The following is a 26147-nucleotide window of genomic DNA, read 5'->3' as shown; positions in this document are numbered from 1 at the left end:
AGCGGCGGGATGGGCGGGCGGTCGCGTCGATGGCGGAAACGAGCAAGACCACCGGCGGCGGCTCAGTCGCGGATGGCCTCGCGACGGTCACGCAGCGGAGTGGTGCCGAAGCGCGCGCGGTAGCTACGGGAGAAGTGGGCCGGTGAGGCGAACCCGAGGCCCGCGGCGAGTTCGGCAAGGGAGCTGCCACGCGTGGCCGGGTCGGTGACAGCGGCGCGTGCCGCGTCGAGCCGGGCGGCCAGCACCGCTCGGGGCACGCTCTCTCCCGCCGCGGCGAACAGCCGGGACAGCTGCCGCGCCGACACGCCCACGGCGCGGGCGATCCGGCTCGCGGACAGGTCCGGGTCCGCCAGGTGCGTGGTGATGTACGCCCGTGCCGCGGCGAGGTGGCCGCCGTCGGCCGGCTCGGATCCCACGACCGCAGGCAGCAGGTCCACGACCCCCGCCTCGAGCGTGTCCCAGTCGCCGTCACCGCGCAGTCCGCTCGCCACGAGCGAGGCGAGCGCGCGGCAGTGCGGCGAGTCGGCGCCGATCGTGCGGGGCCGCGTGAGCCCCGAACGGCCGGTCGCGTCGCGCAGCACATCGCGCGGCACCGCGAGTACGAGCTCGGTCAGTCCGCGGGAGAAGCCGCGGCGGAACGGCTGGTCGGCGTCACACACCAGTGCCTGCCCCGGCGACAGCACGGCGCGGCCCTCCCGGTGGTGGAACGATCCCTCCCCGGCCAGCGCGAAGTACACGACGACGCCGTCGCCGGGGCACGTCGCGATCTGCCCGGGACCGCGCTCGACGACGTGCGGCGAGCCCGTGACCTTCGCGAACCGCAGGCTGGGGAGGGTGAGGTTGAGTTCGGTCCCGGTGAACGGCCGGTCGCCCAACGGCCGGGCGCGGAGCCCGACGAGGGAGCGCACGTTGTGCGCCTCCCACGCCGACAGCCTGCTGCCCTCGGGGACGTCGGCGGTGCGGAAGCGGGTCAGGCCGTGCACGGTCACGGGTGTCCTCCGATCACGGGTGCGGGTACGGACCGGGCGTTTCACCGGCCGGGGCGCGGTGGCGGTGAACGGGGCCGCTCATACCGCGCCGGACGGTTCGGCCAGCGCCTGTCTGCGGAACTGGGCCGGCGTGAGGCCGGTCTCGCGTTTGAAGACCTGCCCGAAGTGTGACGGGCCGGCGAAACCCCAGCGGGCACCGACGGACGACGCGGGCAGCCGTGCGAGTGCGGGGTCGGCCAGGTCGAGCCGGCAGCGTTCCACGCGCCGCCTGCGGATGTACCGCGCCACGGTGGTGCCGCTCTGTTCGAACAACGCGTGCAGCGAGCGCGGCGACAGGAAGTGGGCGGCCGCGATCCGGCCCGGATCGAGGTCGGCGTCGGACAGGTGGGCGTCGATGTAACCGAGGACACGTTCGAGCTGCTGCTCGTCGGGCCTGCTCGGGCGGGCGTTCCGGCCGAGTTCGCTGAGCAGCATCGTGCCGACGAGGGTCATCAGCGAGTGCACGGTCGTGTGCCCGTGGACCCCGAGCGATTCGAGGTTGCGGTTGACGCCCAGGATCGTGCTCCACACGGCGTCGTTGAGGCCGGGGGCGCAGGCCATCGGCCGCGCGGTGAGCTCGGCGAGACGATCGGCGTCGTGCGGTGCGATCGCCGTCTTGGGGAAGCGGATACACGTGGAGCGGTAGCCCTCACCGACGGTGAGCGCGGCGGGCCTGCTGGAGTCGTACAGCGCGAACAGGCCTGGTTCGAGGGCGGCGACCCGCTCGTCCTGCTCGATGCGGATGCGCCCGTCGAGCTGCAGGGTGAGCACGTAGAAACCGGTGTCGGCCTCGCTGATCATGGTGCGGTCGCGGTAGGCCGCGTGCGGACCCGAGGTCATGTCGATGAAGCTGACCCCGTGCAGGTACCGCTCCCGGACCGTGCCGGAGAACCGGTCGGGCCGGGCGCAGTCGAATTCGAAGCTCAGCACGCTGCGCCGGACGGCGTCCTTCCACGACGGGAACGTGACCGGGTGTGGCGACGGCCCGGTCACGGCAAACTGTTCCGTGAGCGACGTAAGTGACATCGTTGTCATCTCCACAGCTGGCGACTGCACGTCGTTCGGGACACAGTACCCAGCAGGCCGCGTCGCACACCAACACCGCGCTCCGGGCGGGATGCGGTGCGCGGGTTCGACAACGTCGTGCGCTCTGACGTCACACACCGGCAGGCGGCGTTCCTACAGTTCGCCTCAGCGGATTTCTCAGTGTGGAGGAGCCATCGATGACATACGTGACAGGGTCGCACCATGTGACGCTCTCCGTGGCCGACGCGCAGGAGGACGTCGATTTCCACGTCAAGGTCCTCGGGATGCGCTTCATCAAGCGCACCGTGCTGTTCGACGGCTCGCTTCCCGTCTACCACCTGTACTACTCGAACGCCGCGGGTGATCCGTCGAGCGTGGTGACGACGTTCCCGTGGGCACAGGCCGGCTTGTACGGCACCCGAGGCACCAACCAGGCGCGGGAGGTGCTGCTGTCGGTCCCTGCCCACTCGCTCGACTTCTGGCACGACCGGCTCACCGGTCACGACATCGAGGTCGAGAACGTCGAACGGTTCGGCAGGCGCAGGCTCGCGTTCCGGCATCCGTCCGGAATCGAGTACGTGTTCGTGGGAAACAGCGGCGACGAGCGGGTCGGCCACGCAGGGTACGGGGTGCCGCAGGAGCACGCGATCCACGGCATCCACGGGGTGGGCGTGCACATGGCCACACCGGACCGCATGGTCGAGTTCGCGGGGGAGTCGTTCTTCGCCCGCGACGGACTCGCCGAGGAGGGCTCGGTGATCGGGATGCAGATCGGTGACGCCAAACACGGCAACCATCTCGAGATCACCGTCAACCGCAGCGACGACCAGGGAACCTGGGGCTACGGCGCCGGTACCTACCACCATTTCGCGTGGAACCTCGACACGCTCGACAACCAGGACGCGGTGAAGTTCGGCATCGAAGGACGCGGCTACACCGACATCTCCGAACTCAAGGACCGCAAGTACTTCAAGAGCGTCTACGTCCGTACGCCCTGCGGAGCCCTGTTCGAACTCGCGGTCACGCACGCCGACGGCGGGTGGACGTGTGACGAGTCGCCGCACGAGCTGGGCAGCAGGTTCCAGTTGCCCGAGCAGTTCGAGCACCGGCGTGAGGAACTGCTCGGCAGGCTCGAACCGATCGACGTCTGAGCGCGGTGAGGTGGCTGACATGACGGCACCGCATGTGGCGGGCGGTCACGAACTGACCGTCCGCCGTGGACAGTTCTGGATTCCCGGCGAGCGGGTCGGGACCGCGTACGGCACGGTGCAGCGGGCCCCGCTGTTCGTCTCGTGGGAGGCGCCCCCTGCCGGCGCCCATCGGATTCCGCTCGTGCTGGTGCACGGCGGCGGCGGGCAGGGAACGGATTGGACGGGCACTCCGGACGGCAGGCCGGGCTGGGCGACGCGCTTCGTCGAGGCGGGTTTCGCGGTCTACGTCGTCGACCGGTGCGGACACGGGCGGTCGCCGTATCACCCCGACGTGGTCGGGCCGATGGGTGCGCAGTTTCCGTACGAGGCTGCCACGGCCCTGTTCCTGCCCGACGAGATGCGTGAGCACCAGACACAGTGGACGTTCGCACGCGACGTCGGCTCCGGCGAGGTCGACCAGCTCCTCAGCCCGATGGGGCCGCTGCCCGCGGACCTGGCCGAGTCGCAACGCCTCGACGCGGACCGGCTCGGCAGGCTCCTCGACATCGTCGGCGAGGCGGTGCTCGTGACGCACTCGGCGGGTGGGCCGGTCGGCTGGCTCACCGCGGCGGCCCGTCCCGAACGGACCCTCGGTATCGCCGCGATCGAACCGGTCGGCCCGCCGTTCGCGGAGATCCCCGGCATGGGCACGCTCACGTGGGGCCTCACGAGCGCAGCGATCCCCTGCGACCCGCCGGCGGGCTCACCGGACGAGGTCGCCGGACGGCGCATCCCGGCACTGGCCGGCAAGCCCGTGGCGGTCGTGACCGGCGGCGCCTCGGCGTTCGCCGACTTCGCGCCGCAGGTCGTGGACTTCCTCAACGTCGCGGGAGCCGACGCGCGAAGCCTGTACCTGCCCGACTTCGGCATCACCGGCAACGGTCACGGTCTGATCTTCGAGGCCAACTCGGACGAGACCGTCAAGCCGGTGATCGACTGGATTCTGACCACCGTCGCGCCGCACGAACCGGCCGCGGAACGGACCCAAGGACGGACATCATGAACGACGTGCACGTCAGCGAGGACTTCGGCGCGCTCATGGAGCGTCTCGACACCATCACCCCGATCCTCGAGGAGAACGCCGACCAGGGTGAGGAACTGGGCAGGCTGACCGACGAGGCCGCGAAGGCGCTGTGGGAGAGCGGGGTCTTCAAGGTCGGCATCCCCCGTGAACTCGGCGGTTACGAGTTCTCCCCGCGCCAGGTGATCGACACGATCGCGAAGGTGTCGTATGCCGACGCCTCGGCCGGGTGGGCGTTCATGGCGCTGCAGATGATCACGGGGACGACCGCGGCGTACCTGGGCCGTGAAGCGGTCGCCGAACTGTTCCCCGACCCGACCGACGACAGGTATGCGCTGATCGCCGGTCAGGGCACCAAACTGGGGACCGCCGTGAAGACCGACGGTGGCTACCGCATCAGCGGGCACTGGCATTTCGCGTCGGGGATATCGATGGCGACCCACATCCACACCGCCGCGCTGTGCGAGGAGACCGGTGAGGCACTCATCTTCACGCTGCCCAAGGAACAGGTGACGGTGATCGACAACTGGGACGTCATGGGCCTGCGGGGGACCAGCAGCCACGACTACGTGTGCGAGGACCTGTTCGTCCCGGCGAGCCACGTCTACGACATCGCGACCACCGACACCCGGCACGGCGGTGCGATCTACCGCATGGGCCTGGCCAACATGTCCGGTATCTGTCACACCGGGTGGGCGCTCGGTGTCGGCAGGCGGATGCTCGACGAGCTGCGGGTGCTGGCAGCCAAGAAGAGCGGTGCTCCCAACGCGTCGGTGGACACCCGGCAGTTCTACGCGGAGTACGCGCAGGCCGAGGCGAAACTGCGCTCGGCGTGGGCGTGGGCGATGGACGTCTGGGCCGGCAACGAGGCCACATTGGACGCCGGTGAGGTGCTGAGCACCGAGCAGGAGACGCTGACGCGGCTGATGCTCAACAACACCACGTGGTCGGTGCACGCGGTGGGCCAGGCCGTCTACAAATGGGCGGCCACCGCGGCGCTGCGGCGGGGCGTACTGCAGCGGTTCTTCCGCGATCTGCACGCGGGCACCCAGCACGTCACGTCGGGGCCGGTCGTGTTGCAGAACTGCGGGAAACTCCTGAGTGGACTGGCGCCGAACGCGCAATGGGTGTTCCTGGAATTGCAGGAGGCCGAGTGATGACCGGGTGCGACGAGGACCTGGCCGGGCGGTTCGCGGCCGCCTTCCGCGCTCATCCGGCCGGGGTCGCGATCATCACCGCCGACGACGGTGCGGGGCCCGCCGGGCTCACGGCGACGTCGGTCATCTCGCTGAGCGCCAGGCCGGCGGTGCTGGCGTTCTCGTTGTCGGCGCAGTCGTCGGCCTCCCCGCGCATCGAGGCGGCCGGCACGGTGGTGGTGCATCTGCTGGGGGCCGAGCAGGTCGAGCTGGCGAAGCGGTTCGCGACGGGCGGTATCGACCGGTTCGCGCCGCCGTGCCGGTGGCACCGGCTGCCGACCGGTGAACCGGTGCTCTCGACCGTGCGCACGTGGCTGCGCGGGCGCATCGCGGACCGGCTGCCTGCCGGCGGATCGACACTCGTCGTGGTCGACGTCGAAGAGGCGGCTCCGGGCCCTGCGGACGGCGCGCCCCTCGTGTACCGGGACCGCGCCTGGTACCTGCTGGACGAACGGGCGGTGACGACGTGAGCCCGCGGCCGGCGGAATGGGGCGTTCCGGCCGACCGGGCGGAACTGGCCGTGCTCGCAGTGCACGGCCGGGGACAGGATCCCGGATTCATGCGGGACACGTCGATGCGGTTCGGCACGGCACCGGTGCGGTTCTTCGCCCCGGAGGCCGACGGCAACACGTGGTATCCGGAGTCGTTCCTCGAACCCGTGGAACGCAACGAACCGGCACTCGGACGGTCGTTGCAGGTGCTGGAGGACGGTCTCGCCCGGATCGCACAGTCCGGGTTCGCCGCGCGGCGCGTGGTGCTCTGGGGTTTCTCACAGGGTGCGTGCCTGGTGTCGCAGCTGATCCTCACCACCCCGCGGCCGGTGGCCGGTCTCGTGTTGCTTACCGGTGGCTACCTCGGCACGGAACCGCCGACGGTGTCGGTGGAGCGGCCGCTGCGTGGCGTGCCTGCCGTCGTGCGGAGTATCGAGCACGATCCGTGGGTGCCGCGGGACCGGGTCGTTGCGACGGCGGACCTACTGCGCCGGGCGGGTGCGGATGTCGACGTCCGCATCGATCCGGGCGAGGAGCACATCATCACCGACGAGGCGTGCCGGTCGGCGACCGACCTGCTGACGGGGTCGCCGCGCGCACAGCGGTGAGGTGACGTGGCGGTCGCCCGCACCGCTGCGACCCGGTGGCGGCGGCGCGGGCGACCTCGTCCGAGTGGGGGAGTGGCGTCCCCCGATGGGGCACGATCGGGTGAGAAACGCCGCGGGAGCAGCGAGCGAGACGGTGTGCCGCGGCCGCCGTTCCCGGTGCGGCTGAGCCGGGCGGTGGCCCCGCAGGCGGTTCGTCGCCCCTGGTGTGCACGCCGGTCCGCGTGAGGCGGGTGCTGCCGTGGCGGTCACCTCATGCGGCAGGCCGCCCCGCACCGTCCCGGCTTCCGGCGGCGGTTACCGTGACGCGACAACTTCGAGATCAACTCGCGACAACAACGTCGTCGGCGGTCGTATCGGGCGATTCGGTGGCATGGCGCAGAGGCGTTCATAGCGCGGAAAACGGTCATGGCACGGAAAGCGGTCACGCGTGGCCGGTGTCGTCGGGTGCGAGGCAGCCGCGCGGCAGGGCCGGACACGCGTCGCCGGTGGCCGCTGGTGCTGCTGGGTGTCGGCGCCGCCGGGTGCTGCTGCCCAGTGCTGCTGTCCAGTGGTTCGGCCCAGTGCTGCTGCCCGGGTTCGGCCTCGGTGCAGTGGCCGGTCGCACCGGTCGTGACGTGTGCGCGCAGCAGGCCGATTCGTCGATCCCGTCCGGCAGGAGGTACCCACACCGTGCTCGAAACCAAGCGTCACAAGGCAGGCAAGCTCGCCAGGGAGGTCTACCGCGCCGTGCGGGAACGCGCGCGCACCCAGGACATCGAACGCCTCGAAGGCGAGGTGGCGGCCCTCCGCAAGGATGTGAAACGCGTGCTGGACCGGGTCGTGGAGTTCGAGATCCGGTCGCGCCGCGACACCGTCTACGCGGGGGATCAGGAGGCCGCCCTCGAAAGTCACCACTTCGCGAGGGCGAACATGATCGGGGCGGAGCATTTCCGCACCCCGGCCGAAACGCTGCGCCACGCGGTGTCGCTGGCGCCGACCGGTGGTATGGCGCTCGAGTTCGGCGTGGCCACGGGCAACACGCTCCGGTTGATCACCACGATCCGGGACGACAAGCAGGTCTTCGGTTTCGACTCGTTCCAGGGGCTTCCGGAACCGTGGCTGGTCGGGATCCAGGCGGGCACGTTCGCGCGGGAAGATCTGCCGGAGGTGCCCGGTGCGGAACTGGTGGTCGGCTGGTTCGAGGACACGCTGCCCGACTTCCTCGATCAGCATCCCGGCCCGGTGGACTTCCTGCACGTCGACAGCGATCTGTACAGCTCGGCGAAGACGGTGCTCGACCTCGTCGGCCCCCGGCTGCGCCCCGGCAGCATCGTGGCCTTCGACGAGTACTTCAACTATCCGGGCTGGCAGGAGCACGAGCACAAGGCCTGGCAGGAGTACGTCGAGCGGACCGGGACGGAGTTCGCGTACGAGGCCTACACGTACGCGAACCGTCAGGTGGTCGTGCGGATCACCGGCTGAGCTCCGGCCGAGCTCCGGCTCGCCCGTTCGCGTCGGCACGGGCTGAGTGGGTCACCGCGCCGTTTCGGGTGATGCGGCCGGTGTGTCGAGTGTGCGGACCTCGGCGAGACTGTCGGCGAGGGTGCGGCTGCCGAGTACGTCGAGGACGGCGCGCTCGGTGTCGGCGCTGAGACGGCCGAAGAACTCCGCCGTGTGCGCGGTGACGTCGCAGGACGCGGCGGAGTCGGGCCGGCACGCCCACAGCGGTTTGTCGCCGACCGTGCAGCGGTAGATCTCGGCGAGGGTGATGTCCTCGGCCGGTTTGGCGAGGCGGGCCCCGCCCGCGCGGCCCTTGGTCGATTCGATCAGACCGCCGTGGACGAGCGGCACGAGGAGTTTGCGGACGAGGCTCGCGTTCGTCGCGAGGACCTCGGCGAGTTGTGCCGAGCTCGACGTCGGCGGATCCGCGGGATCCTGCTCGGCGGTGGCGGCGAGGTAGAGCAGTGCCTTGAGCGCGCTCGAAAATCTGATGTCCAGCATGTGCTCGTTCACCACCCCTCCTGTGTCGCGGCTCCATCGTACCGGTGGCGGTCCATTCCCGGGGGTCTAATGGTATTCGACACAGTTACATTTCCTCCGTGGATATGTACGTTTGACGGGAGCAGTTTTCGACCGGGTTGCGGCGTCGCGTCCCGGCACCCGACCGAACCCGACAGTGCACCGTCGAACGCAGTAGGAGCAGCATGTCCACACGCGCGGCACAGGCCCTCGCCCGCCCGTTCACCCTGGGCTCGGCGGAGCTGCCGAACCGGATCGTCATGGCGCCGATGACCCGGGCGTTCTCGCCGTACGGCGTCCCGGACCAGGACGTCGCGGCGTACTACAGCAGGCGTGCCGCGGCCGGCACCGGGCTGATCATCACCGAGGGCACGTACATCGACCACCCGTCGGCGGGCGACATCGGCAAGGCGCCGCGGTTCCACGGCGAGGACTCGCTCGCCGGGTGGCAGCGCGTGGTGGACGCCGTCCACGCCGAGGGCGGCACGATCATGCCGCAGCTCTGGCACGTGGGCATCCAGCGGGTCGCCGGGAAGCCGCCGTACCCGGAGGCGCCGTCGGTGGGTCCGTCCGGGGTGGCGCTCGACGGCACCGAGCATGCGGGCGAGGTGCTCACGTCGGCGGACGTCGAGCGCGTCATCGAGGCGTTCGCCGAGGCGGCCGCGCAGGCCGAACGGATCGGCTTCGACGGTGTCGAACTGCACGGCGCCCACGGCTACCTGATCGACCAGTTCCTGTGGGAACGCACCAACCGCCGCACCGACGCCTACGGCGGTGACGCGGCTTCGCGGACACGGTTCGCCGCCGACATCGTGGCGGCCGTGCGGGAGCGCGTATCGCCGGATTTCCCGGTGCTGTTCCGGTTCTCGCAGTGGAAGGCCGACAACTACGACGCCCGACTCGCGACGACGCCGGACGAACTGCAGGCCGTGCTCGGTCCGATCTCCTCGGCGGGCGTGACGGCATTCCACGCCTCCGGCCGTCGCTACTGGGAGCCGGAGTTCCCGGAATACGACTCGGCGCTCAACATCGGTGGCTGGGCGCGCAAGGTCACGGGCAAGCCGGTCATCACCGTCGGTTCCGTCGGTCTCGACTCCGTGTTCAGCCCGGAGACGTTCCAGGGCGCGGGTGCCGGTGTCCAGAGCATCGAAGGACTGCTCGAACGCTTCGAACGGGACGAGTTCGACCTGGTGGCCGTCGGCCGGGCGCTGCTCGCGGATCCGGAATGGGCGCGCAAGGTGCTCACCGGCCGTGAATCCGAGCTCATCCCGTTCACGAAGGACGCCGTCCAGACGCTGTACTGACGCCGCAGGCCGGCCGTGACGGCGGATCGTGGTCACGGCACCGGCGTCGCGGATGTCGCGGGCGCCGGTGCCGCTGCTTGCGTGGTGGGCTCAGGATGACGAGGTCGCTGCGACCTGCTCTTCGGACGACGTGGCGTAGAGGTCCCGGCGGAAACGCTCCTTGATGGACGCGACCGCGACGAACGTGATCATCGCCGTGGCGATGATGTACAACGCCACCGACCAGGAACTCCCGGTCGCGGCGAGCAGTGCGGTTGTGATGAACGGGGCGAGACCGCCCGCGAACACGGACGCGAACTGGTAGCCGAGCGAGGCGCCCGAGTAACGGACGTCGGCGGGGAACATTTCGGCGTACAACGTCGCCTGCGGTCCGTACATGGTTGCGTGGATCGTGAACGCGATGAGCAGGGCGATCAGTACCAGCGGCACCGATCCCGTGTCGACGAGCCAGAACATCGGGAAGGCGAACACGGCCATCAGTACTGTGCCGGTCAGGTACAGCTTCTTACGGCTGCCCATGCGGTCGGTGAGCGCCCCGAAGAACGGCATGCTGACCACCTGAGTGAGGCCCGCGAGCATCACGCACCAAAGGATCGTCGTGCGGGACATGCCGATGTTGGTGGTGGCGTAGTTGAGCATGCCGCTGATGAGGAAGTAGAACGTCGCGTTGACGACGAAGAACGCGCCGGCCGCCTGCAGGATCTGCCGCCAGTGTGAACGGACGGCGTCCACGAGGGGTGCCTTCCGGAGTCCCGCCTCGCGCTTCGCCGCGGCCGTCTGTTGTTGTAGTTCACGGAAGACGGGGGTGTCTTCGATCTTCAGCTGCACGTAGCAGCCGATCAGTACGAGCAGGAGGCCGGACAGGAACGGAATGCGCCAACCCCAGGCGGCGAACTGATCGGCGGTCAGCGTGGTCGTTAACAGGACGAAGAACAGGTTGCCGGCGACGGCGCCGAAGATTGCACCGGTCTGCACCAGACTGCCGTAGAACCCGCGGCGCTCGGCCGGTGCGTGCTCGGTGAGCAACAGTGCGGCGCCGCCCCACTGTGCGCCGACGCCCAGGCCCTGAACGAGGCGGGCGAGGACGAGCAGGATCGGGGCCCAGACGCCGATCGTGGCGTATCCGGGCAGGAGCCCGATGGTGAACGTCGCCGCGCCCATCAGGAGCATCGCGGCGACGAGAGGGGGCTTGCGGCCGAACCGGTCGCCGACGTGGCCCGCGATGATGCCGCCGAGCGGACGCGCGACGAAGCCGACGGCGAAGGTGGCGAACGAGGCGAGGGTGCCGGCCACCGGACTGGCGGCGGGGAAGAACAACGGTCCGAGTACGAGAGCCGCCGCGGTGGCGTAGATCAGGAAGTCGAACCACTCGAGTGCCGTGGCGAACACCGCCGCGGCGGCGAGTCGCCCCATCTTCGCAGTGGGAGCCGACGAGTTCATGCGCGTCCACCTCCGGGTCGCGTCATTGCGTCCGTGGTGCTGGGACGGGAGAGACGTTCGGAACAGATAAGAACGATCGTTCGTGCACGCTAGCGAAGCTGTTCCATCCGAGGCAAGGGTGCGGGGAGAGGTGGTGCAGGGCGAGGCGGTGCGGTCGGTGGGACGTTTCGGTCAGCGGGGAAGTGGGCCTTCGAGGAGGGCGAGCGCGTAGCGGGCGTATTGCTCAGCCAGTTGGCCGCGGCTCAGTGGCCCGTCCTGGCGGTACCAGGAGGCGATCGCCGCGACGGCGCCGAGGATCGCGCGGGCGGCGTCGCCGGGGTACGGGGTGCAGAACACGCCGTCGGCCGCGCCCTGATCGACGATGTGCTCGAACGTCGCCTGGGTGGCGTCGCGGTGCGAGACCAGTTCCGTCCGGTCGGCGGGGTCGAGGTAGCGGACCTCGTTGGTGGCCACGAGAGTGGCGACCTGGTGGTCGACGACGAATCCGACGTGCGCGCGGACTGCTTCCCGGAGTCGTGACGGTGCGTCGTTGCCCGCGTCGTCGACGGCGTGGGCAACGCGGCGCTGCAATTCGCCGTTGGCGTGTCGCAGCACGGCGGCGAGCAGCTTCGACTTCGACGGGAAATAGTTGTAGAGGTTCGACAGGCTCGTTCCCGCGCCTTTCGCGACGTCACGCATCGAGGCGCCGTTGAAGCCGCTGGTGCCGAACGCCTGCAGCGCGGCGTTGAGGATGGTGGCCTCGTTGCGACGACCGGTGTTGCGGACGAGAGGCTCAGGAGAACGGCCATTCATGTACACACCGTATCTGACCGGAACGGCTCGGATTTGGTGCGTTGACAGCGAGTGTACGAGCCTGGTTACCTTCTAGGTAAGAACAGTTGTTCATGTCGGCGGAAGGGGCGGTCGATGAACGCCACCGACGACGGTCCTCATTTCGAGGACTTCGAGGTGGGTCGCGTGTTCACCGGTACCGCGCGCACCTTCTCGGCGGACGTCGTGGCCGCGTTCGCCGAGATCAGTGGTGACAGGGCTGCGCTGCACACCGAGTACGGCCGCACGCGGGACGGGCGGCCGATGGTGCACGGGCCGCTCGCGCTCGCCGCCTTCTTCGGCTGGCACCACGACCTCGGGTTGTCCGCCCACGTCGAGGCGGCGTTCGGCACCCACTGGGATTTTGTGGCGCCGATCCACGTCGGGGACGCGGTCACCTATGAGATGACGGTGACGCGTGCGCGCCGCACCACCGGGTTGCGTTCCGGCGTGGTCGGGCGCCACGTGACCGTCCGGAACCAGCACGGAACCGTGGTGCAGGAAGGGCGGACCGCCGCGCTCGTGACCGCACGACATGCAGTGGATGACACGGAGACACGGGCCGGCCGGGCATTTCCGACGGCAGCATGGGCACGTGCGCTCGCCGAACGGCTCGAGCGTTCGGCCACGTTCACGTCCGCGACCGCCGAATGGGACGGCACGATCGGACTCGGCTTCGGGAACGACACCGTGCTGTTCCGGGTGTATCGCGGGCGAGTACTGGAATGCGGAACGCGCACGCCACACCCGCCGACCTTTGTGGTCGGGGCCTCGGATCTGACGTGGACGCGCCTGATCACGGGGCCCGGCAACGACTTCACCCGGCGCGTGATGTGCGACGAGTTCTCGGTGTCGGGCAGCGCGTACGAGTATCTGCGCTCGACGGCGGCCCTCGTGGCGCTCGTGGACGAGGCCCGGGCGTTGGCACACGCCGGAGCGGTCGGGGCGCCGGCCGAAACGGTGGGGGAGGCGCGGTGAGAGCGGAGTATCTCGACGTCGGCGGCACCCGGTCGTTCGTACTCGACGATGGGGAAGGGCCCGCGGTGCTGTGCCTGCACACGGCCGGTCAGAACGGCGTGCAGTGGCGGGACACGCAGTCGGAGCTGGCCGCGCTCGGTTACCGAGTGGTGGTCCCGGACCTGCCAGGACACGGCCGGTCGGAACCGGCACCCGGCGGCGCGGTGAGCGACCTCGGTGCCTACGCGGTGTGGTGCGAGGAGCTGGTCGACGTACTCCACCTCGAACGCCCCTTCGTCGTCGGCTGCTCGATCGGTGGCGCGATCGCACTGCAGCTGGCCGCGCGGCGTGGCGAGTGCCTCGCGGGTGTCGTCGCCATGGCGGCGCACGGCGGCACGGACACGCCGGGGCTCAGCGTGCGCGGCCTCCGCAGGGAACTGGTCGACGCCGCCGCGCCGAGCAGGTCGGACCGGACGTACTACGGGACGCGGGCCGTCGTGGGACGTCGCGTTCCCGCCGAGCGGGCGGAGCTCATCGCGCGCATGCACCGCCGTGAGGATCCACAGGTCTCGACCAGCGATCTCATCGGCTGGGTCAACCACGACGTGCGGGACGTACTGCCGACGATCGCGTGCCGCGTTCACCTGGTCGCCGGCGAGGACGACCTCTGGCTCGACGTCGCCGACGTCCGCCGCACCGCCGAGGCGATCCCGGACGCGCGATGCACCGTGCTGGACGGCGTCGGGCACTACCCGATGGAGGAACTCGAGCAGTTCGCGGCGGCGCTGCACGAGTGGCTCGACGACCTCGGCAGCCGATGCACCGGGAGGAAACCGTGAATGCCGCCGAACCCACGACGTTGACCGAGTTGCTGACGGCCGGGGTCGTCGCGGATCCGGCGTCCACGGCGATCGTCGACGGCGGGCCGGAGCCTCGCCGCGTCACCCGTGAGGAGTTGTGGCGCCGGACGCTCGCGCTTCGCGACGAGCTGCGCGACCGCGGCGTGGCCGAGGGGGACTGTGTCGGCGTGTGGTTGCCGAACTGGTCGGATGCGCTGGTGTGGCAGTTCGCGGCCGCGGGACTGGGCGCGCACGTCATCGGTATCAACACCCGCTACGGGATCGACGAGGTCGCCCACGTTCTCGAGTGCGCGCGACCGAAGGTCCTGGCGATCGCCCACGACTTCCTCGGCCTCGACCTCGTCGGCACACTGCACAGCGCGGCGGAACGGGCCGGGTCGGCGCGGCGCGGCGCGATGGTTCCGTCGGTGGCGGTGATCCCCGGTCCGGGGCGGGACGCGGCAGCGGTCTCCGACCTATCCGACCACGACGTCGGTGCGGGGGCGTGGCTCCCGGCCGAAGCGGCGCCGGTGGCTGGGCGGTCCGAGGGCCTGCGGCATCTGCCCGACGCCCTCGCCGTCGCCTTCACGACGTCCGGTTCGACGGGCATGCCGAAACTGGCGGCCCACCGCGGTGGGGCCGTGGCAGAGCACGCGCGCCGCGTCGCGGGCGCGGGCGGCTGGGACGCCACCTCGGTGAGCCTGGTGGTGCTCCCGCTGTCCGGTGTGTTCGGCTACATCCCGGCGGTCACCGCGATCGGCGCCGGCGGAGCAGCGCTGCTCGAACCACGATTCGACCCCGCGCTAGTTCTTCGGCACATGGCCGATTTCGGGGTAACCCACCTCGCCTGCGCCGACGATGTCGTCGGCCGGCTCGCGGCGGCCTGGCACGAACGTCCGACGGAGCTGCCGCGCTGGCGTCGCATGTTAATGGCCGATTTCTACGGCGACTCGCAGCGGTTGTCGACGTGGTCCGAGGAGGAGACCGCGACGCCGACCATGGGTGTGTACGGGTCGAGTGAGGTGTTCGCCCTGACCGCGTGCTGGCGGGAGCTCGATCCGGCTCCGGCGCGATGGCGCGGCGGTGGCAGGCCTGTGTCCGACGGCATTGCGGTCCGTGCGGTCGACCCGGTGACCGGTGAGCCGCCCGCCGACGGTGAACCGGGCGAGCTGCAGTTCCGCGGCTATCCCGTGGTGGACGCCTACCTCGGGGATGACGACGGCACGATCCGTGCCCGGTCGTTCACCGCCGACGGCTGGTTCCGCACTGGGGATCTGGGACTCGTCCACGTCGACGGGAGTTTCGATTACCTGTGCCGCATGGGTGACTCGCTGCGTCTCAAGGGGTTCCTCGTCGAGCCTGCGGAGATCGAGCTACGGCTCGCTGACCATCCGGCGGTCGGGCGGGCCAAAGTGGTCGGGGTCGCCGTGGCCGGTGAGACGCACACGGTCGGTTTCGTCGAACAGGATCCCGACGGTGGCCAGAACGCCGATCCGGAGGAGCTGCGCGCGTGGTGCGGCCGGACGCTCGCCCCGTTCAAGGTTCCGCACGAGGTGCGGGTGATCGACGAGATGCCGATGACGGCGGGCACGAACGGCTCCAAGATCCGCACGGCCGCACTCCGGGAGCTGGCCGAGCGGCTGGTGGCAGGGGACGAGTAGGCCGGCCGGTGGCGGATCGCGGCCACCGGCCTGGCGCCGTCGCCCGATTGCGGTGGTCAGGACCGTTCCGCCTTCTCCTGCTCGTAGCGCTCGGTCATGGTCGCCACCGCCTGGAGCTGTGCGGCCGCGTAGTCCTCGCGGGTGCTGCGGGCGCGCTGCTTCGCGGCGAGGGTCTGGTCCGCGTGCGAGACGGCCCCGCCCTGGAAGTGGGGCATGACGTGCTGGGCGATGAGCTCGTAGGAGCGTTTCGTCGCGGCCGGATTGGCCCATTCGTGGGCGAGCAGCAGCATGCAGCCGAAGCCGCCCGACTGGTCCCACAGGCGCTGCACCTGGGCGCGAGCGTCCTCGACGGTGCCGATCGCACCGACACCGGCCTCGTTGATGAAATCGATCATCTCCCGTAGCCGGTTTCCTTCGACGGCCATCTGCGGGAACGCGGCCGTCTTCTGGAAGTAGTCGAACCACGTCTCGATGCCGTACTCGACGTCGCGGTAGGCCTGCTCGCGGGTCTCGGCCACGTGCATCAGGCCGACGAGCCGCCAGTCCCGCCGCGAGACCGGCTGCCCGTAATGGGCCGCCCGCTCCTCGACGACGCCCCAGTGGTGGGCGAGCGCGTCGAAGCCGTCCTGCGTCATGGTCGCGCCGATCGACAGCAGTCCGGCTCCGTACCGGCCGGCCAACCGCGGGCCCGTCGGGGATGCGACCGCGGCGACGGCGATGTCGAAACACGGCTCGGTGTAGGGCCGCAGGTGCAGGCGCGCATCGACGAGGTTGTGCGTCCTGGTCTGCTCGGTGACGGCCTCGCCGCGGAACAGCCGCATGATGATGTCGAGGTCGACCTCCATGAGCTCCCGCGTGTCCGTCGGGGTGAGCCCGAGCATCATCGAGTCGCTCGGCAGCGACCCGGGGCCGCAGCCGAGCATCGTGCGGCCGCGCGTCAGGTGGTCGAGCAGCACCATGCGCTCGGCCACCCACAGCGGGTTGTGGTACGCGATCGACGTCACGCCCGTGCCCAGTTTGATCCGCCGGGTCCGTTCGGCGGCCGCGGCCATGAAGATCTCCGGTGACGCGATCAGCTCGGTGCCGGCCGAGTGGTGCTCACCGATCCACGCCTCGTCGTACCCGCAGGCGTCCAGATGTTCGACGAGTTCGAGGTCGCGCTGCAGTGCCAGCGTCGGGTTCTCGCCCGCGGGGTGGAACGGGGCGAGGAACGTGCCGAAGCGCAATCGGTCCATGGGGCTCTCCTCGAACTCGTGGTGCCTACGGTGGCCCCTCCGAACGTAAGCCGGATCACATCCGGTGGTTGTCCAGATATTCGACACCTCGACCTCCCGCGTGCCGCCCGTACGGGTGATGTACGTGCCTCCTCCTGTTGTCCACGTGTCTTTACAGAAGCTAGTCTCATGTAAAGCCGGATCGAGGAGGTCTGTGATGAGCGCGAAGGCAACGGTGCCCGTCGGCTCGACCGAGCGGTGGACCGATCGGAAGCGGTACCTGTGGCTGATCGGCCTGGTCGTGCCGTCGCTGGTGTTCCTGGCCATCGGCCTGCACGCGGCGACCGGCTGGGGCGTGTGGCTGTGGCTCGGGCCGATCGTGATCCTGATCGTCGTGCCGGTGCTCGACCTCGTGGCAGGACTCGACCGGAGCAACCCGCCGGACGAGGTGATCGAACAGCTCGAGAACGACCGGTACTACCGCTGGATCACGTACGCGTTCCTGCCCATCCAATACGCGGGATTCGCCGCCGCGCTGTGGCTGATCATGCGCGGCGACCTGTCCGCCGTGGACAGTGTGGGCCTGGCGATCACCGTGGGCTGCGTCGGCGGCATCGGGATCAACACCGCGCACGAACTCGGTCACAAGAAGGAGAGCCACGAGCGGTGGCTGTCCAAGATCGCGCTGGCCCAGAGCTTCTACGGGCACTTCTACATCGAGCACAACCGCGGGCATCACGTACGGGTCGCGACACCCGAGGACCCGGCCAGCAGCCGGGTGGGGGAGAGCTTCTACCGGTTCTGGCCCCGGACCGTCGCGGGCTCGCTGCGGTCGGCCTGGCGGCTCGAACGCAAGCGCTACGCCAGGCGCGACCGGCACCCGTACCGCATCGGCAACGACGTGCTCAACGCCTGGCTGATGTCGGCCGTGCTGTGGGCGGCGATGATCGCCTGGCTGGGGATCGGCGTCCTGCCGTACCTGCTGATCCAGGCCGTGATCGGGTTCTCGCTGCTGGAAGTCGTGAACTACATGGAGCACTACGGCATGCTGCGGCAGCAGCGCGGCGTTCCCGGCAGGCGCCGGTACGAGCGGGTCGACCCCAGCCACAGCTGGAACTCCAACAACATCGCGACCAACGTGTTGCTCTACCACCTGCAACGGCACAGTGACCACCACGCCAACCCGACCCGCCGCTACCAGACCCTGCGGGACTTCGCCGAGTCGCCGGTGCTGCCCACCGGCTACGCGGGAATGATCGTGCTCGCGCTGGTGCCGCCGCTGTGGCGGCGCGTGATGGACCCCCGCGTCGTCGAACACTTCGACGGTGACATCTCCCGCGCCAACATTCGGCCCAGCAAGCGGGCGAAGATCCTCGCCCGGTACGCGCACGCCGCCCGGCCGGAAGCCCCCGACGAGGACCCCGAGGACGACCCCGTGCCGGAGGCCGCAACGGAGGAGGTAGCAACGGAGGCCCGCGCCACCGGTCGTCCCGGCGAGGTGGCCGGGGGAGGGATGTGCCCCGGCTGCGGGTACGTCTACGACGAGCGGACTGGGGATCCCCGGGAGGGCTTCCCGGCGGGTACGCCCTGGTCGGCGATCCCGGACTCGTGGTGCTGCCCGGACTGCGGCGTCCGGGAGAAGATCGACTTCGTCGCTCCCGGTACGGCGCGGGTGTGATGCGGTTCGCGGTGCGCCGGGCCGGGGCTCGGCCGCCTAGAATGGTGATCATGGGTGAGACTCTCGCGGCCGCGTCGGCGGCCGGTGGTCAGTACCGGCAGCCGATCGTCGTCGCGGCCATCGAGATCACGGCGCATGAAGGCTGGTCGGCCGTCACGATGGCCCGGTTGGCCGAGAGTGTCGGGGTGAGCCGGCAGACCGTCTACAACGAGGTCGGTTCGAAGGCGGCGCTGGCGGAAGCCATGGTCGGCCACGAGCTGGACCGGTTCCTCGCCCTGGTTCGCGGCGCGTTCGATCGTCACCCGCACGACCTTCCCGGCGCGGTCTTCGACGCCGTTCGGGGCGTGCTCGACCTCGCAGGCGACAACGTCCTGCTGCGCGCCGTCGCCTCGGCAACCCACGGCGCCGACACCGAGCTGCTGCCCCTGCTCACGACCCGCGCCGAAGCCTTGATCACCGAAGCCACGGCGATATTGACCGAGCGCGTGCGGTCGTATCCGTCGGGAGCGTCCTCGGAACAGCTCGACGTGGTCGTCGACGTGGTCGTGCGCGCGGTCCTGAGTCACGTCATGCAGCCCTCGGACACACCGGAGCGGACCGCCGACGGCCTGGCGTGGCTGGTCCGGCGAGCCCTCGGCGACGGCGCTGCGGGTCCGCCCCTGCGGTACGCCGGGAACTGACCCGCAGCGGCCCGGCGCTAGCTGACCCAGCGGTAGCGGTGTTCGGGACGGCCCGCGGAGCCGTAACGCATGCGCAGTTCGGCCCGGCCGTCGGCGCACAGGTACTCCAGATAGCGGCGTGCGGTGACCCGCGCGATCCCCGCCCGTTCGGCGACCTCGACGGCCGAGAGGTCCGATCCGGCCGCGCGGAGCGTGTCGGCCACCAGCCGGGCCGTTTCGGCCGTCAGGCCCTTCGGCAGCTCCTGCCGGGTGGCGGGCCGCTGGACGCCGAAGACGCTGTCCACGTCACGCTGTGTGACCTGGTCGACGCCGCTGAGCTTGTCTCTCGTGGCCGCGAACCGTTCCAGCTGGTCCCGCAGCGTATCGAGGTCGAACGGCTTGATCAGGTAGTACACGGCTCCGCCGTGCATGGCTCTGCGAACACTGTCGACGTCGCGCAGCGCGCTGATGACCAGTACGTCTGCGGGCGTGCCGGCGGCCCCGGCCGTCGTGCGCAGCTGCCGCAACACGTCGATTCCCGACATGTCGGGCAGGTAGAGGTCGAGCAGCACCAGATCCGGCCGGTGCGATTCCACCGCCTGGAGCGCCGCTGCGCCGGTGTGCACGACGCCCGCCACGGTGAACCCGCGCATCGACGCGACACAGTCCGCGTGATTGCGAGCCACGCGCGCGTCGTCGTCGACAACGAGCACCGACAGCACCAGGTCTCCTCTCGTGGATCTCGGCGGATCCGGTCGCCGCGCCCGGCCGGGGCGGACGCGCTACCGCGCATTTTCCCGCACCGGCAGGAACGCGCTGAACACGGTCTCCTCGGTGGAGTCGACGTCGACCCATCCGCCCCATCGGGTGCAGGCCTGGCGCACGAGCGCCAGCCCGAGCCCCCGCGGGCCGTATCCGCCGGGCGCGTGGTCCTTCGTGCTCACGCCCGCGGTGAACAGGTCGTCACCGAGCGCGGGGTCGATACCGGGTCCGGAGTCGGTCACCCGCACTTCGAGCAGCCGGTGATCGTCGAGGTGGGGTCGGTCGCTGTGCAGGCGGACGAGTAGTTCGACCCAGCCGGCGCCGCCAACGGCGTCGAGCGCGTTGTCGACGAGGTTGCCGACGACGAGCAGCGCGTCGTCGCGCAGGTGCGGCGGCAGTTCCGCGGGCACGTCGCTGAGCGCCGCGAGTTCGAAGTCGACGCCTTGTTCGGCGGCCTGCGCCGATTTCGCCAGCACCAGCGCAGCCAGCGCGGTGTCGGCTACGTGTTGCGAAACGCGGGTCGACGCCTCGGTCGTCGTGGCCGACAGCTCCGCCAGATACTGCCTGGCCTGCGGTACGGCACCCAGGTCGAGCATCCCGCTCAGCGTGTGGATCCGGTTGGCGAACTCGTGGGTCTGCGCCCGCAGCCCGCCCACCATGGTGCGCACACCGTCGAGCTCACCGCCGAGACGGACCAACTCGGTGTGATCGCGCAGGGTGACGAGCCTGCCCGTGCCCTGATCGCCGATCCGCACGGCACGGTGCTCGCACACCAGCAGGCGGTTGCCTGCGGGCAGAACCAGCTCGCCGTCGGTGTCCTCCGTGCCCGTCAGCATCGCGCGCAGGCGCGGGTGCATGCCGAGTTCGGCCGGGCTGCGGCCGACACAGTCGTCGGGAAGCTCGAGCATGGTGCGGGCCGAGTCGTTGGCCAGCATCACCGCACCGTCCGAGTCGGCAGCCAGCACGCCCTCGGAGATGGCGTACAGGAGTGCTTCCCTGCCTTCGAGAAGTTCGGTGATCTCCTGCGGTTCGAGCCCGTGCGTCTTCGCCCGGATGCGGCGCGAGACGAGCCACGCGCCGCCCGCGCCGACGACGAGCGCGAGCAGCAGTCCCGCGCCGATGGTGGGCAGTGTGCTGGTCGCCGCGAGCGACACGCGTGAGGACAGCACACCGACGGACACGTAGCCGACGACGTCCCCCGTGCGGGATTTCACGGGAACCCGGGTGCGCAGTGTCAGCCCGGCCGGCCCCCATTCGGTGCCCGTCCAGGTGTTGCCCGCGAGCACCGGTGCGGGATCGGTGTGCGGCCGCCCGCCGATCTGGTCGGGGTCCGGGTGGGAGTGGCGGATGCCGTCGGCGTCGACGATGACCACGTACCGGACCTCGGCGGCGCGGCGGATGCGTTCGGCGAGCGGCGCGATGTCACCGCGATGCCCCGGATCGGCGAGATAGTCCCGCACGGTCGGCAGTTCGGCGACGGATTGGGCGAGCGTCAACGCGCGTTGGGTGTACTCGTCGCGCACCTCGCGGTACTGGTTGACGGTCCACAGTGTACCGGCCGCGAGCAGGGCGCCGAGCAGCAGGAGCGTGATCGAGACGAACAGGTACCCGGTGAGCGACAGCCGGGACCGCCCTCGCCGGTCACGACGTGCGGTCACGGGGCCTGCTCCGCGACGGCTCCGCCGGTGAGGCGGCTGAGACCAATACGACCATTACCGATCCAATGCACACAACGCTCGTGGGCGCGACCACGCCCGGTTCATGATGTCGCAAATCGCCGTACATCCGGGTGAAACATCCCCGGAACGTCACGGCGGGCGAACTCAATGACCAACGGAGGCAGGAGAAGCGCCCATGCTCAGTATCGTCGGCTTCGGGGTGATCGCAGCGATATCGACGCTGCTGATCCTCGGCCGCATCGCCCCCGTCGTGGGCCTGACCGTCATCCCGACCGTCGGTGCCTTCCTGGCGGGGTTCAACGCCCAGGAGATCGGCGAGTTCTTCGAATCGGGGCTCGCCTCGGTGCTGAACGTGGCCGTGATGCTGGTGTTCGCCATCCTGTTCTTCGGCATCATGAACGACGTCCGCCTGTTCAATCCGATGATCAACCTCATGGTGCGGATCAGCCGCGGCAACGTCGTGGGTGTAGCCATGATCACGGTGATCATCGGCGTGGTCTGCCACCTCGACGGTTCCGGCGCCACGTCGTACCTCATCGCGATTCCGGCGCTGCTCCCGCTGTACAAACGGCTCGGGATGAGCCCGTACCTGCTCATGCTGTTGCTCAGCACCAGCATGGCGATCCTGAACATGCTGCCGTGGGGCGGCCCGGTGGGCCGGGCGGCCGCCTCCACCGGTCACGACCCGATCGAGCTGTGGCAGGGCCTGATCCCGCTGCAGATCGTGGGCGTCGTCATGCTGCTCGGCACGGCCGCGTTGCTGGGGCTGCGGGAGAACCGGCGGATCGCGCGCGCAACGCCGGTCGCCGAGCCCGAGCTCGCGCTGGCCGGTACTCCGTCGACCGGCTCCGGCGGTGACATCGGCGGCGCTGATCCCCTGTCCGGCGGCTCCCCGGCGGCCAGGACCCCCTCGGCGGACGGCGCTGACGGGGCGGACCGCCGTGGCGAGGCCAGCGACGGTGGGTCCGACGGCGGCGGCGACGGTGACGGGCGGGCGCAGGCGGTGGCTGGCAAGCCGTACCGGCCGTGGTTCAACGGACTGCTCGTCGTGGGACTGCTGGGCGTGCTCGTGGCCGACGTGCTGCCCGCGGGCCTGGTCTTCATGCTCGGCCTCAGTGCCGCGCTCGTCGTGAACTACCCGAAGGTCCCGGAGCAGATGGAACGGATCCGCGCGCACGGCGGCGGCGCACTCGGCACCGGGGCGATCATCCTCGCCGCCGGCTGTTTCCTCGGTGTGCTCGAGGAATCCGGGATGCTGGAGTCGCTGGCGACCGACCTGATCGCCCTGCTTCCCGAGTCGGTCGTGCCGCTGCTGCACCTGATCGTCGGCGTGCTCGGGATGCCGCTCGAACTGGCGCTGAGCACGGACGCGCACTACTTCGCACTGCTTCCTCTCGTGCACGACGCGGCGACCCAACTGGGCGTCGGCTCCGCGACGGTGGTGTACGCGGTGCTCATCGGCAACGTGATCGGGACGTACGTCAGCCCGTTCAACGCCTCGGTGTGGCTCGGGGTCGGGTTGGCCGGCGTCGACATGGGCAAGCACATCCGTTACTCGTTCCTGCCGATGTGGGGTTTCAGCCTCGCGATGCTCGTGGTGGCCGTGCCGCTCGGCGTCATCGCGTTGTAGTGCGTCAGGTCAGGGCTTCGACGGCGTCACGGACCGCGGCGCCGACGGCGAGGTCGACGTCGTGCTGGATTCGGGCGGTGCGTTCCGAGGTGGTGAGTGCGGCGACCGCCACGCGGGACGCACCCCAGGACACGACGCCGATCTCGTGGCGCAGCGTCAGGAACGAGCCGGTCTTGCCCGCGATGCGGATGTCGTCGGCCTGCAGGTCGGCGCCGATACGCGGACTGAGCAGCTGGCGGGACATGGCATCGCGCACGGCGGCGGTGGCCGCCGGTTCGGCGATGTCATCGGTCCAGATGCGGCACAGGAGGTCGACGAGGGCTGCGGCGGATCCCACGGTTGCGCGGTGGACGTCGAGCGAGTCGATCACATGGCCGCCCCACGGGCGGGCGCCTTCCACGGCCAGGCGGCGCCCGAGCGTGAAGTCGGGTCCGGCGATCCGCGTCGCAGCCTCGTACATCAACCGCATCGGGTGGCGGACGTGGATCGTGTCCACGTCCCACTGCCGGAGACGGGACGTGGCCTCCGCCGGTGGGACGAGTGCGAACAGTGCGTCCGCGGCGGCGTTGTCGCTGACCGTGATCATCTGGAGCAGCAGGTCGTCGACCGCGCACGTCGCGGGGTGCCGGAACGCCGACAGGCCCGTGGGGCCGTAGCTGCGGTCCGCGGGATCGAGAGTCAGCATCGTGTCGCCCGGCAGCTCACCCCGCGCGATCCGGTCGGCGACGACGAGACCCAGCGGCACCTTGGCCACGGAGGCGAGCGGCCACGGGCGGTCGGGGTCGACGCAGAGTTGCCGGCCGGTGTCGATGTTGCGTGCGACGAATCCGCCGTGGACCCGGAGCTCACGCCAGCGGTGCCAGACGTCGTCGGCCAGCGCGAGGAGCTCGGCCGAATCGCCCGACATCGGCGGCGCCGTCACGTTTGCTCTTTCGATCGACGTGTCACGCGGTCGGGCGAGCCGGCGCCGGGCGATTCGGAGGCGGGAAACTCGGCGCCGGGCGACTCGGCGGTGTCCGGCGCCGGTGAGTCCGATTCGGCGGAGACGGCGGCGCCCAGCAGCTGCAATGCCGGCGTTCGCAGTGGGCCGTCGGCGAGTGCCGCCGGCAGCGGGTCCCGCTCGGCGAGCCGGTACCCACGCCGCACCGGCGGATCGGCCAGCGGAGCCCAGGACAGGCCGTGTCGTCGCGCCTCGGCCGCGGTGCAGAGCAGCTGCGCCCTGCCCGCCAGTGCCTCGGTGAACGCGATGTGGGGCGGCTTCGCTCGTATCAGCGCCGGCGACAGACCCGCGGCATCGGCGGCGGCGTGGAGCCGCTCGCCCTGCGGAGGTTCCAGGTCGTGGTGCAGCACCAGAACAGGGCGTGCGGGGGAGCCGCGCCGCGGCCGGAGCGCACTCAGCCGGACGGGGCGGTCGCTCCCGCCGGGTGCCGGCGCGGCACCGAGCCGCACCGTCCACCGCGCCGAGGTGGGCTCGCAGCGGGTCACCGTCCACGAGTTGTCGGCACGCGGCTCACCGTCGTCGGAGCACGTGAGGTTCACGGCCAGCTGCGCGTCGTCGAGGAGCCGCAGCAGCCGGGCGAGCACGGCGGGATCCGACTCGGAGGGAGTCGCCAGGGTGACCGTCGTCGGGTCGGCGTCGCGGACGGTGCGCACGAGATGATCGGCCTGCTCGACGAGATGGCGGGCCCGCGGCAACAGTGCCGCGCCGTCGGGAGTCACGGCGATCTGCCGGCGCGTCCGGTCGACGAGCTCGACCCCCCAGTTCGCGCTCCAACGTGCGCAGCCGGCGGCTCAACAGCGGCTGGTCCAGACCGAGCCGCAGCGCCGCCTCCGACACGCTGAGTGCTTCGGCCACGGCGACGAAACCGCGCAGGTGCAGCAGGAGATCCACGGTGTTCAGTATCGCGCACCGCCGGATCCCCGTCGTATGTCGCGCCGACATGGACCCATGCGTGTGCGTCCTTGGACGGGCACGCCGTCCCGGTGCCATCGTTCGCACCGAACGGACAGGGAGGAGACGAAGGTGGACACGAGGGAAGGGCTGAGCAGGCGTGCCGCGATCGCGGGAGCGGCGGCCACGGCGGTGACGGTCGGCCTGCCGGGGATGGCGGTGGCAGGCCGGCCGTCATCGCGGAATGCGGGCGGTGAGGGACGCGTGGACGAGGAGTTCGCCGCGCTGGAACGCACGCACCGGCGGCGCCTCGGCGTGGCCGCGATCAATGTGCGCACGGGTGCGATGCTGGAACATCGTCCCGACGAGAGGTTTCCGATCTGCTCGGTGTTCAAGGTGCTGCTGGCGGCGCGGATCCTGCGCGACTTCCCGACGAGCGTGGCCGATCGCAGGCTCAGCTGGACCGCCGACGACCTGGTGATCAACTCGCCCGTCACCGAGGTCACCGTCCGAAATGGCCTGACGGTTGCGCAGCTCGCCGAGGCGGCGGTGACGGTCAGCGACAACACCGCCACGAACGTCCTCATGCGCGAGTTCGGCGGCCCCGCCGGGGTCACCCGGTTCGCGCGCTCGGTCGGCGACCGGATCACGCGGATCGACCGGTGGGAACCGGAGATGAGCACCGGCACGCCCGGCGATCCGCGGGACACCACGTCGCCGCGGGCGATCGCGCAGACGTTCGGAACACTCGTACTGGGCCGCGCCCTGTCCACGGCGGACCGGCGGCTGCTCACCACGTGGATGCTGGCGAACCGGACCGCCGGTCCGGTGTTCGGGTCCGGCGTACCGGCGGGCTGGAAACTGGCCGACAAAACCGGGGCGGGCTGGTACGGCGTGCGCAACGACGTCGGGGTCACGTGGACGCCCGACGGTGCTCCGCTCGTCGTCGCGGCGTTCACCCGGGGCGCGGACTACGAGGACGACACGCTCAGCGAACCGCTGGCCGCGGTCGCCGAGTCCGCGTGCCGGCGGCTCGGGTGACGCCCCGCGGCCGTGACACCGGGG

General features: G+C 70.4%; 24 protein-coding genes and 1 pseudogene. 14 read left to right on the top strand and 11 right to left on the bottom strand.

Annotated features, from left to right (window positions below; translation table 11 throughout):
• Window positions 1-62: 62 nt before the first annotated feature.
• Window positions 63-989 carry a helix-turn-helix domain-containing protein gene (locus tag LY12_RS08300; protein WP_253854540.1) on the bottom strand — a complete coding sequence of 309 codons (927 nt, stop codon included), beginning with the start codon at window positions 987-989 and terminating at the stop codon, window positions 63-65.
• Between the two features lie 78 nt (window positions 990-1067).
• The gene (locus LY12_RS08295) at window positions 1068-2021 is read right to left on the bottom strand and encodes an AraC-like ligand-binding domain-containing protein (RefSeq protein ID WP_253854539.1); all 954 of its coding nucleotides are present in this window, start codon (window positions 2019-2021) and stop codon (window positions 1068-1070) included.
• 230 nt (window positions 2022-2251) lie between these two features.
• Here LY12_RS08295 and LY12_RS08290 point away from each other — a divergent pair, with 230 nt between their 5' ends.
• The 6 genes from LY12_RS08290 (at window position 2252) to LY12_RS08265 (ending at window position 8021) form a co-directional block, all read left to right on the top strand.
• The gene (locus LY12_RS08290) at window positions 2252-3205 is read left to right on the top strand and encodes a VOC family protein (RefSeq protein WP_253854537.1); all 954 of its coding nucleotides are present in this window, start codon (window positions 2252-2254) and stop codon (window positions 3203-3205) included.
• A gap of 19 nt (window positions 3206-3224) precedes the next feature.
• Window positions 3225-4247 carry an alpha/beta fold hydrolase gene (locus tag LY12_RS08285; protein WP_253854535.1) on the top strand — a complete coding sequence of 341 codons (1023 nt, stop codon included), beginning with the start codon at window positions 3225-3227 and terminating at the stop codon, window positions 4245-4247.
• A complete protein-coding gene (locus LY12_RS08280; RefSeq protein ID WP_253854533.1) occupies window positions 4244-5422 on the top strand; it encodes an acyl-CoA dehydrogenase family protein in 1179 nt (392 codons plus the stop codon). The genes LY12_RS08285 and LY12_RS08280 overlap by 4 nt, the downstream gene beginning before the upstream one ends.
• A complete protein-coding gene (locus LY12_RS08275) occupies window positions 5422-5931 on the top strand; it encodes a flavin reductase family protein (protein WP_253854531.1) in 510 nt (169 codons plus the stop codon). Before LY12_RS08280 ends, LY12_RS08275 begins: the two co-directional genes overlap by 1 nt.
• A complete protein-coding gene (locus tag LY12_RS08270) occupies window positions 5928-6560 on the top strand; it encodes an alpha/beta hydrolase (protein ID WP_253854529.1) in 633 nt (210 codons plus the stop codon). Before LY12_RS08275 ends, LY12_RS08270 begins: the two co-directional genes overlap by 4 nt.
• Window positions 6561-7229: 669 nt before the next feature.
• Complete coding sequence (locus tag LY12_RS08265) at window positions 7230-8021, top strand: class I SAM-dependent methyltransferase (RefSeq protein ID WP_308292083.1); 792 nt, start codon at window positions 7230-7232, stop codon at window positions 8019-8021.
• Between the two features lie 51 nt (window positions 8022-8072).
• On the opposite strand, the gene LY12_RS08260 is transcribed toward LY12_RS08265, so the two are convergent.
• On the bottom strand, window positions 8073-8552 hold the full coding sequence (locus LY12_RS08260; RefSeq protein ID WP_253854527.1) for an RrF2 family transcriptional regulator: 480 nt from the start codon (window positions 8550-8552) through the stop codon (window positions 8073-8075).
• A 191-nt stretch (window positions 8553-8743) separates the two neighbouring features.
• Between LY12_RS08260 and LY12_RS08255 the strand changes: the two genes are divergently transcribed.
• Window positions 8744-9862, top strand: a complete 1119-nt coding sequence (locus tag LY12_RS08255) for an NADH:flavin oxidoreductase (RefSeq protein ID WP_253854525.1) — start codon at window positions 8744-8746, stop codon at window positions 9860-9862.
• Between the two features lie 90 nt (window positions 9863-9952).
• Here LY12_RS08255 and LY12_RS08250 read toward each other — a convergent pair whose 3' ends face one another.
• Both LY12_RS08250 and LY12_RS08245 read right to left on the bottom strand, forming a co-directional pair.
• Window positions 9953-11302 (bottom strand): MFS transporter, encoded by a 1350-nt coding sequence (locus tag LY12_RS08250; RefSeq protein WP_253854523.1) that lies wholly within the window; start codon window positions 11300-11302, stop codon window positions 9953-9955.
• Window positions 11303-11473: 171 nt separating this feature from the next.
• Window positions 11474-12094, bottom strand: a complete 621-nt coding sequence (locus LY12_RS08245; RefSeq protein WP_253854521.1) for a TetR/AcrR family transcriptional regulator — start codon at window positions 12092-12094, stop codon at window positions 11474-11476.
• Between the two features lie 114 nt (window positions 12095-12208).
• Between LY12_RS08245 and LY12_RS08240 the strand changes: the two genes are divergently transcribed.
• From LY12_RS08240 to LY12_RS08230, 3 genes are read left to right on the top strand one after another with little or no spacing between them, the layout of a single operon-like run.
• Window positions 12209-13090, top strand: a complete 882-nt coding sequence (locus tag LY12_RS08240; RefSeq protein WP_253854519.1) for a hotdog family protein — start codon at window positions 12209-12211, stop codon at window positions 13088-13090.
• Complete coding sequence (locus LY12_RS08235; protein WP_253854517.1) at window positions 13087-13908, top strand: alpha/beta fold hydrolase; 822 nt, start codon at window positions 13087-13089, stop codon at window positions 13906-13908. The genes LY12_RS08240 and LY12_RS08235 overlap by 4 nt, the downstream gene beginning before the upstream one ends.
• Window positions 13905-15569 (top strand): AMP-binding protein, encoded by a 1665-nt coding sequence (locus tag LY12_RS08230; protein ID WP_253854516.1) that lies wholly within the window; start codon window positions 13905-13907, stop codon window positions 15567-15569. The genes LY12_RS08235 and LY12_RS08230 overlap by 4 nt, the downstream gene beginning before the upstream one ends.
• A 56-nt stretch (window positions 15570-15625) precedes the next feature.
• Here LY12_RS08230 and LY12_RS08225 read toward each other — a convergent pair whose 3' ends face one another.
• Window positions 15626-16804 (bottom strand): LLM class flavin-dependent oxidoreductase, encoded by a 1179-nt coding sequence (locus LY12_RS08225; protein WP_253854515.1) that lies wholly within the window; start codon window positions 16802-16804, stop codon window positions 15626-15628.
• Window positions 16805-17000: 196 nt separating this feature from the next.
• On the opposite strand from LY12_RS08225, the gene LY12_RS25885 reads away from it, so the two are divergent.
• Window positions 17001-18461, top strand: a complete 1461-nt coding sequence (locus LY12_RS25885; RefSeq protein ID WP_301301808.1) for a fatty acid desaturase — start codon at window positions 17001-17003, stop codon at window positions 18459-18461.
• Between the two features lie 41 nt (window positions 18462-18502).
• Window positions 18503-19141 (top strand): TetR/AcrR family transcriptional regulator, encoded by a 639-nt coding sequence (locus tag LY12_RS08210; protein WP_253854514.1) that lies wholly within the window; start codon window positions 18503-18505, stop codon window positions 19139-19141.
• A gap of 17 nt (window positions 19142-19158) precedes the next feature.
• On the opposite strand, the gene LY12_RS08205 is transcribed toward LY12_RS08210, so the two are convergent.
• Entirely contained in the window at window positions 19159-19842 is a 684-nt protein-coding gene (locus LY12_RS08205; RefSeq protein WP_253854513.1) for a response regulator, read from the bottom strand.
• 60 nt (window positions 19843-19902) lie between these two features.
• Window positions 19903-21540 (bottom strand): ATP-binding protein, encoded by a 1638-nt coding sequence (locus LY12_RS08200; protein WP_253854512.1) that lies wholly within the window; start codon window positions 21538-21540, stop codon window positions 19903-19905.
• 196 nt (window positions 21541-21736) lie between these two features.
• Between LY12_RS08200 and LY12_RS08195 the strand changes: the two genes are divergently transcribed.
• Window positions 21737-23191 (top strand): CitMHS family transporter, encoded by a 1455-nt coding sequence (locus LY12_RS08195; protein WP_253854511.1) that lies wholly within the window; start codon window positions 21737-21739, stop codon window positions 23189-23191.
• 4 nt (window positions 23192-23195) lie between these two features.
• Here the strand turns inward: LY12_RS08195 and LY12_RS08190 are convergent, their stop codons facing one another.
• The 3 genes and pseudogenes from LY12_RS08190 to LY12_RS26245 form a co-directional block, all read right to left on the bottom strand.
• Window positions 23196-24113 carry a serine hydrolase gene (locus LY12_RS08190; protein ID WP_253854510.1) on the bottom strand — a complete coding sequence of 306 codons (918 nt, stop codon included), beginning with the start codon at window positions 24111-24113 and terminating at the stop codon, window positions 23196-23198.
• The gene (locus LY12_RS08185; RefSeq protein WP_253854509.1) at window positions 24110-24910 is read right to left on the bottom strand and encodes a LysR family transcriptional regulator; all 801 of its coding nucleotides are present in this window, start codon (window positions 24908-24910) and stop codon (window positions 24110-24112) included. The genes LY12_RS08190 and LY12_RS08185 overlap by 4 nt, the downstream gene beginning before the upstream one ends.
• 49 nt (window positions 24911-24959) lie before the next feature.
• Window positions 24960-25133: pseudogene (locus tag LY12_RS26245) on the bottom strand (LysR family transcriptional regulator); the annotation flags it as partial.
• Between the two features lie 81 nt (window positions 25134-25214).
• Between LY12_RS26245 and bla the strand changes: the two are divergent.
• On the top strand, window positions 25215-26123 hold the full coding sequence (gene bla / locus LY12_RS08180) for a class A beta-lactamase (protein ID WP_253854507.1): 909 nt from the start codon (window positions 25215-25217) through the stop codon (window positions 26121-26123).
• Window positions 26124-26147 lie beyond the last annotated feature (24 nt).

This window comes from Prauserella alba (assembly GCF_024171735.1).
Lineage (GTDB): Bacteria > Actinomycetota > Actinomycetes > Mycobacteriales > Pseudonocardiaceae > Prauserella > Prauserella alba.
Note: the sequence above shows the minus strand (reverse complement) of the source record. Positions and strands in the feature narration are given on the sequence as shown.

Bases quoted from the DNA above. Each gene is read 5' to 3' on its own strand.
- LY12_RS08290 (WP_253854537.1), top strand. From the start codon at position 2,252: ATGACATACGTGACAGGGTCGCACCATGTGACGCTCTCCGTGGCCGAC.
- LY12_RS08285 (WP_253854535.1), top strand. From the start codon at position 3,225: ATGACGGCACCGCATGTGGCGGGCGGTCACGAACTGACCGTCCGCCGT.
- LY12_RS08280 (WP_253854533.1), top strand. From the start codon at position 4,244: ATGAACGACGTGCACGTCAGCGAGGACTTCGGCGCGCTCATGGAGCGT.
- LY12_RS08275 (WP_253854531.1), top strand. From the start codon at position 5,422: ATGACCGGGTGCGACGAGGACCTGGCCGGGCGGTTCGCGGCCGCCTTC.
- LY12_RS08255 (WP_253854525.1), top strand. From the start codon at position 8,744: ATGTCCACACGCGCGGCACAGGCCCTCGCCCGCCCGTTCACCCTGGGC.
- LY12_RS08250 (WP_253854523.1), bottom strand. From the start codon at position 11,302: ATGAACTCGTCGGCTCCCACTGCGAAGATGGGGCGACTCGCCGCCGCG.
- LY12_RS08245 (WP_253854521.1), bottom strand. From the start codon at position 12,094: ATGAATGGCCGTTCTCCTGAGCCTCTCGTCCGCAACACCGGTCGTCGC.
- LY12_RS08240 (WP_253854519.1), top strand. From the start codon at position 12,209: ATGAACGCCACCGACGACGGTCCTCATTTCGAGGACTTCGAGGTGGGT.
- LY12_RS08225 (WP_253854515.1), bottom strand. From the start codon at position 16,804: ATGGACCGATTGCGCTTCGGCACGTTCCTCGCCCCGTTCCACCCCGCG.
- LY12_RS25885 (WP_301301808.1), top strand. From the start codon at position 17,001: ATGAGCGCGAAGGCAACGGTGCCCGTCGGCTCGACCGAGCGGTGGACC.
- LY12_RS08210 (WP_253854514.1), top strand. From the start codon at position 18,503: ATGGTGATCATGGGTGAGACTCTCGCGGCCGCGTCGGCGGCCGGTGGT.
- LY12_RS08195 (WP_253854511.1), top strand. From the start codon at position 21,737: ATGCTCAGTATCGTCGGCTTCGGGGTGATCGCAGCGATATCGACGCTG.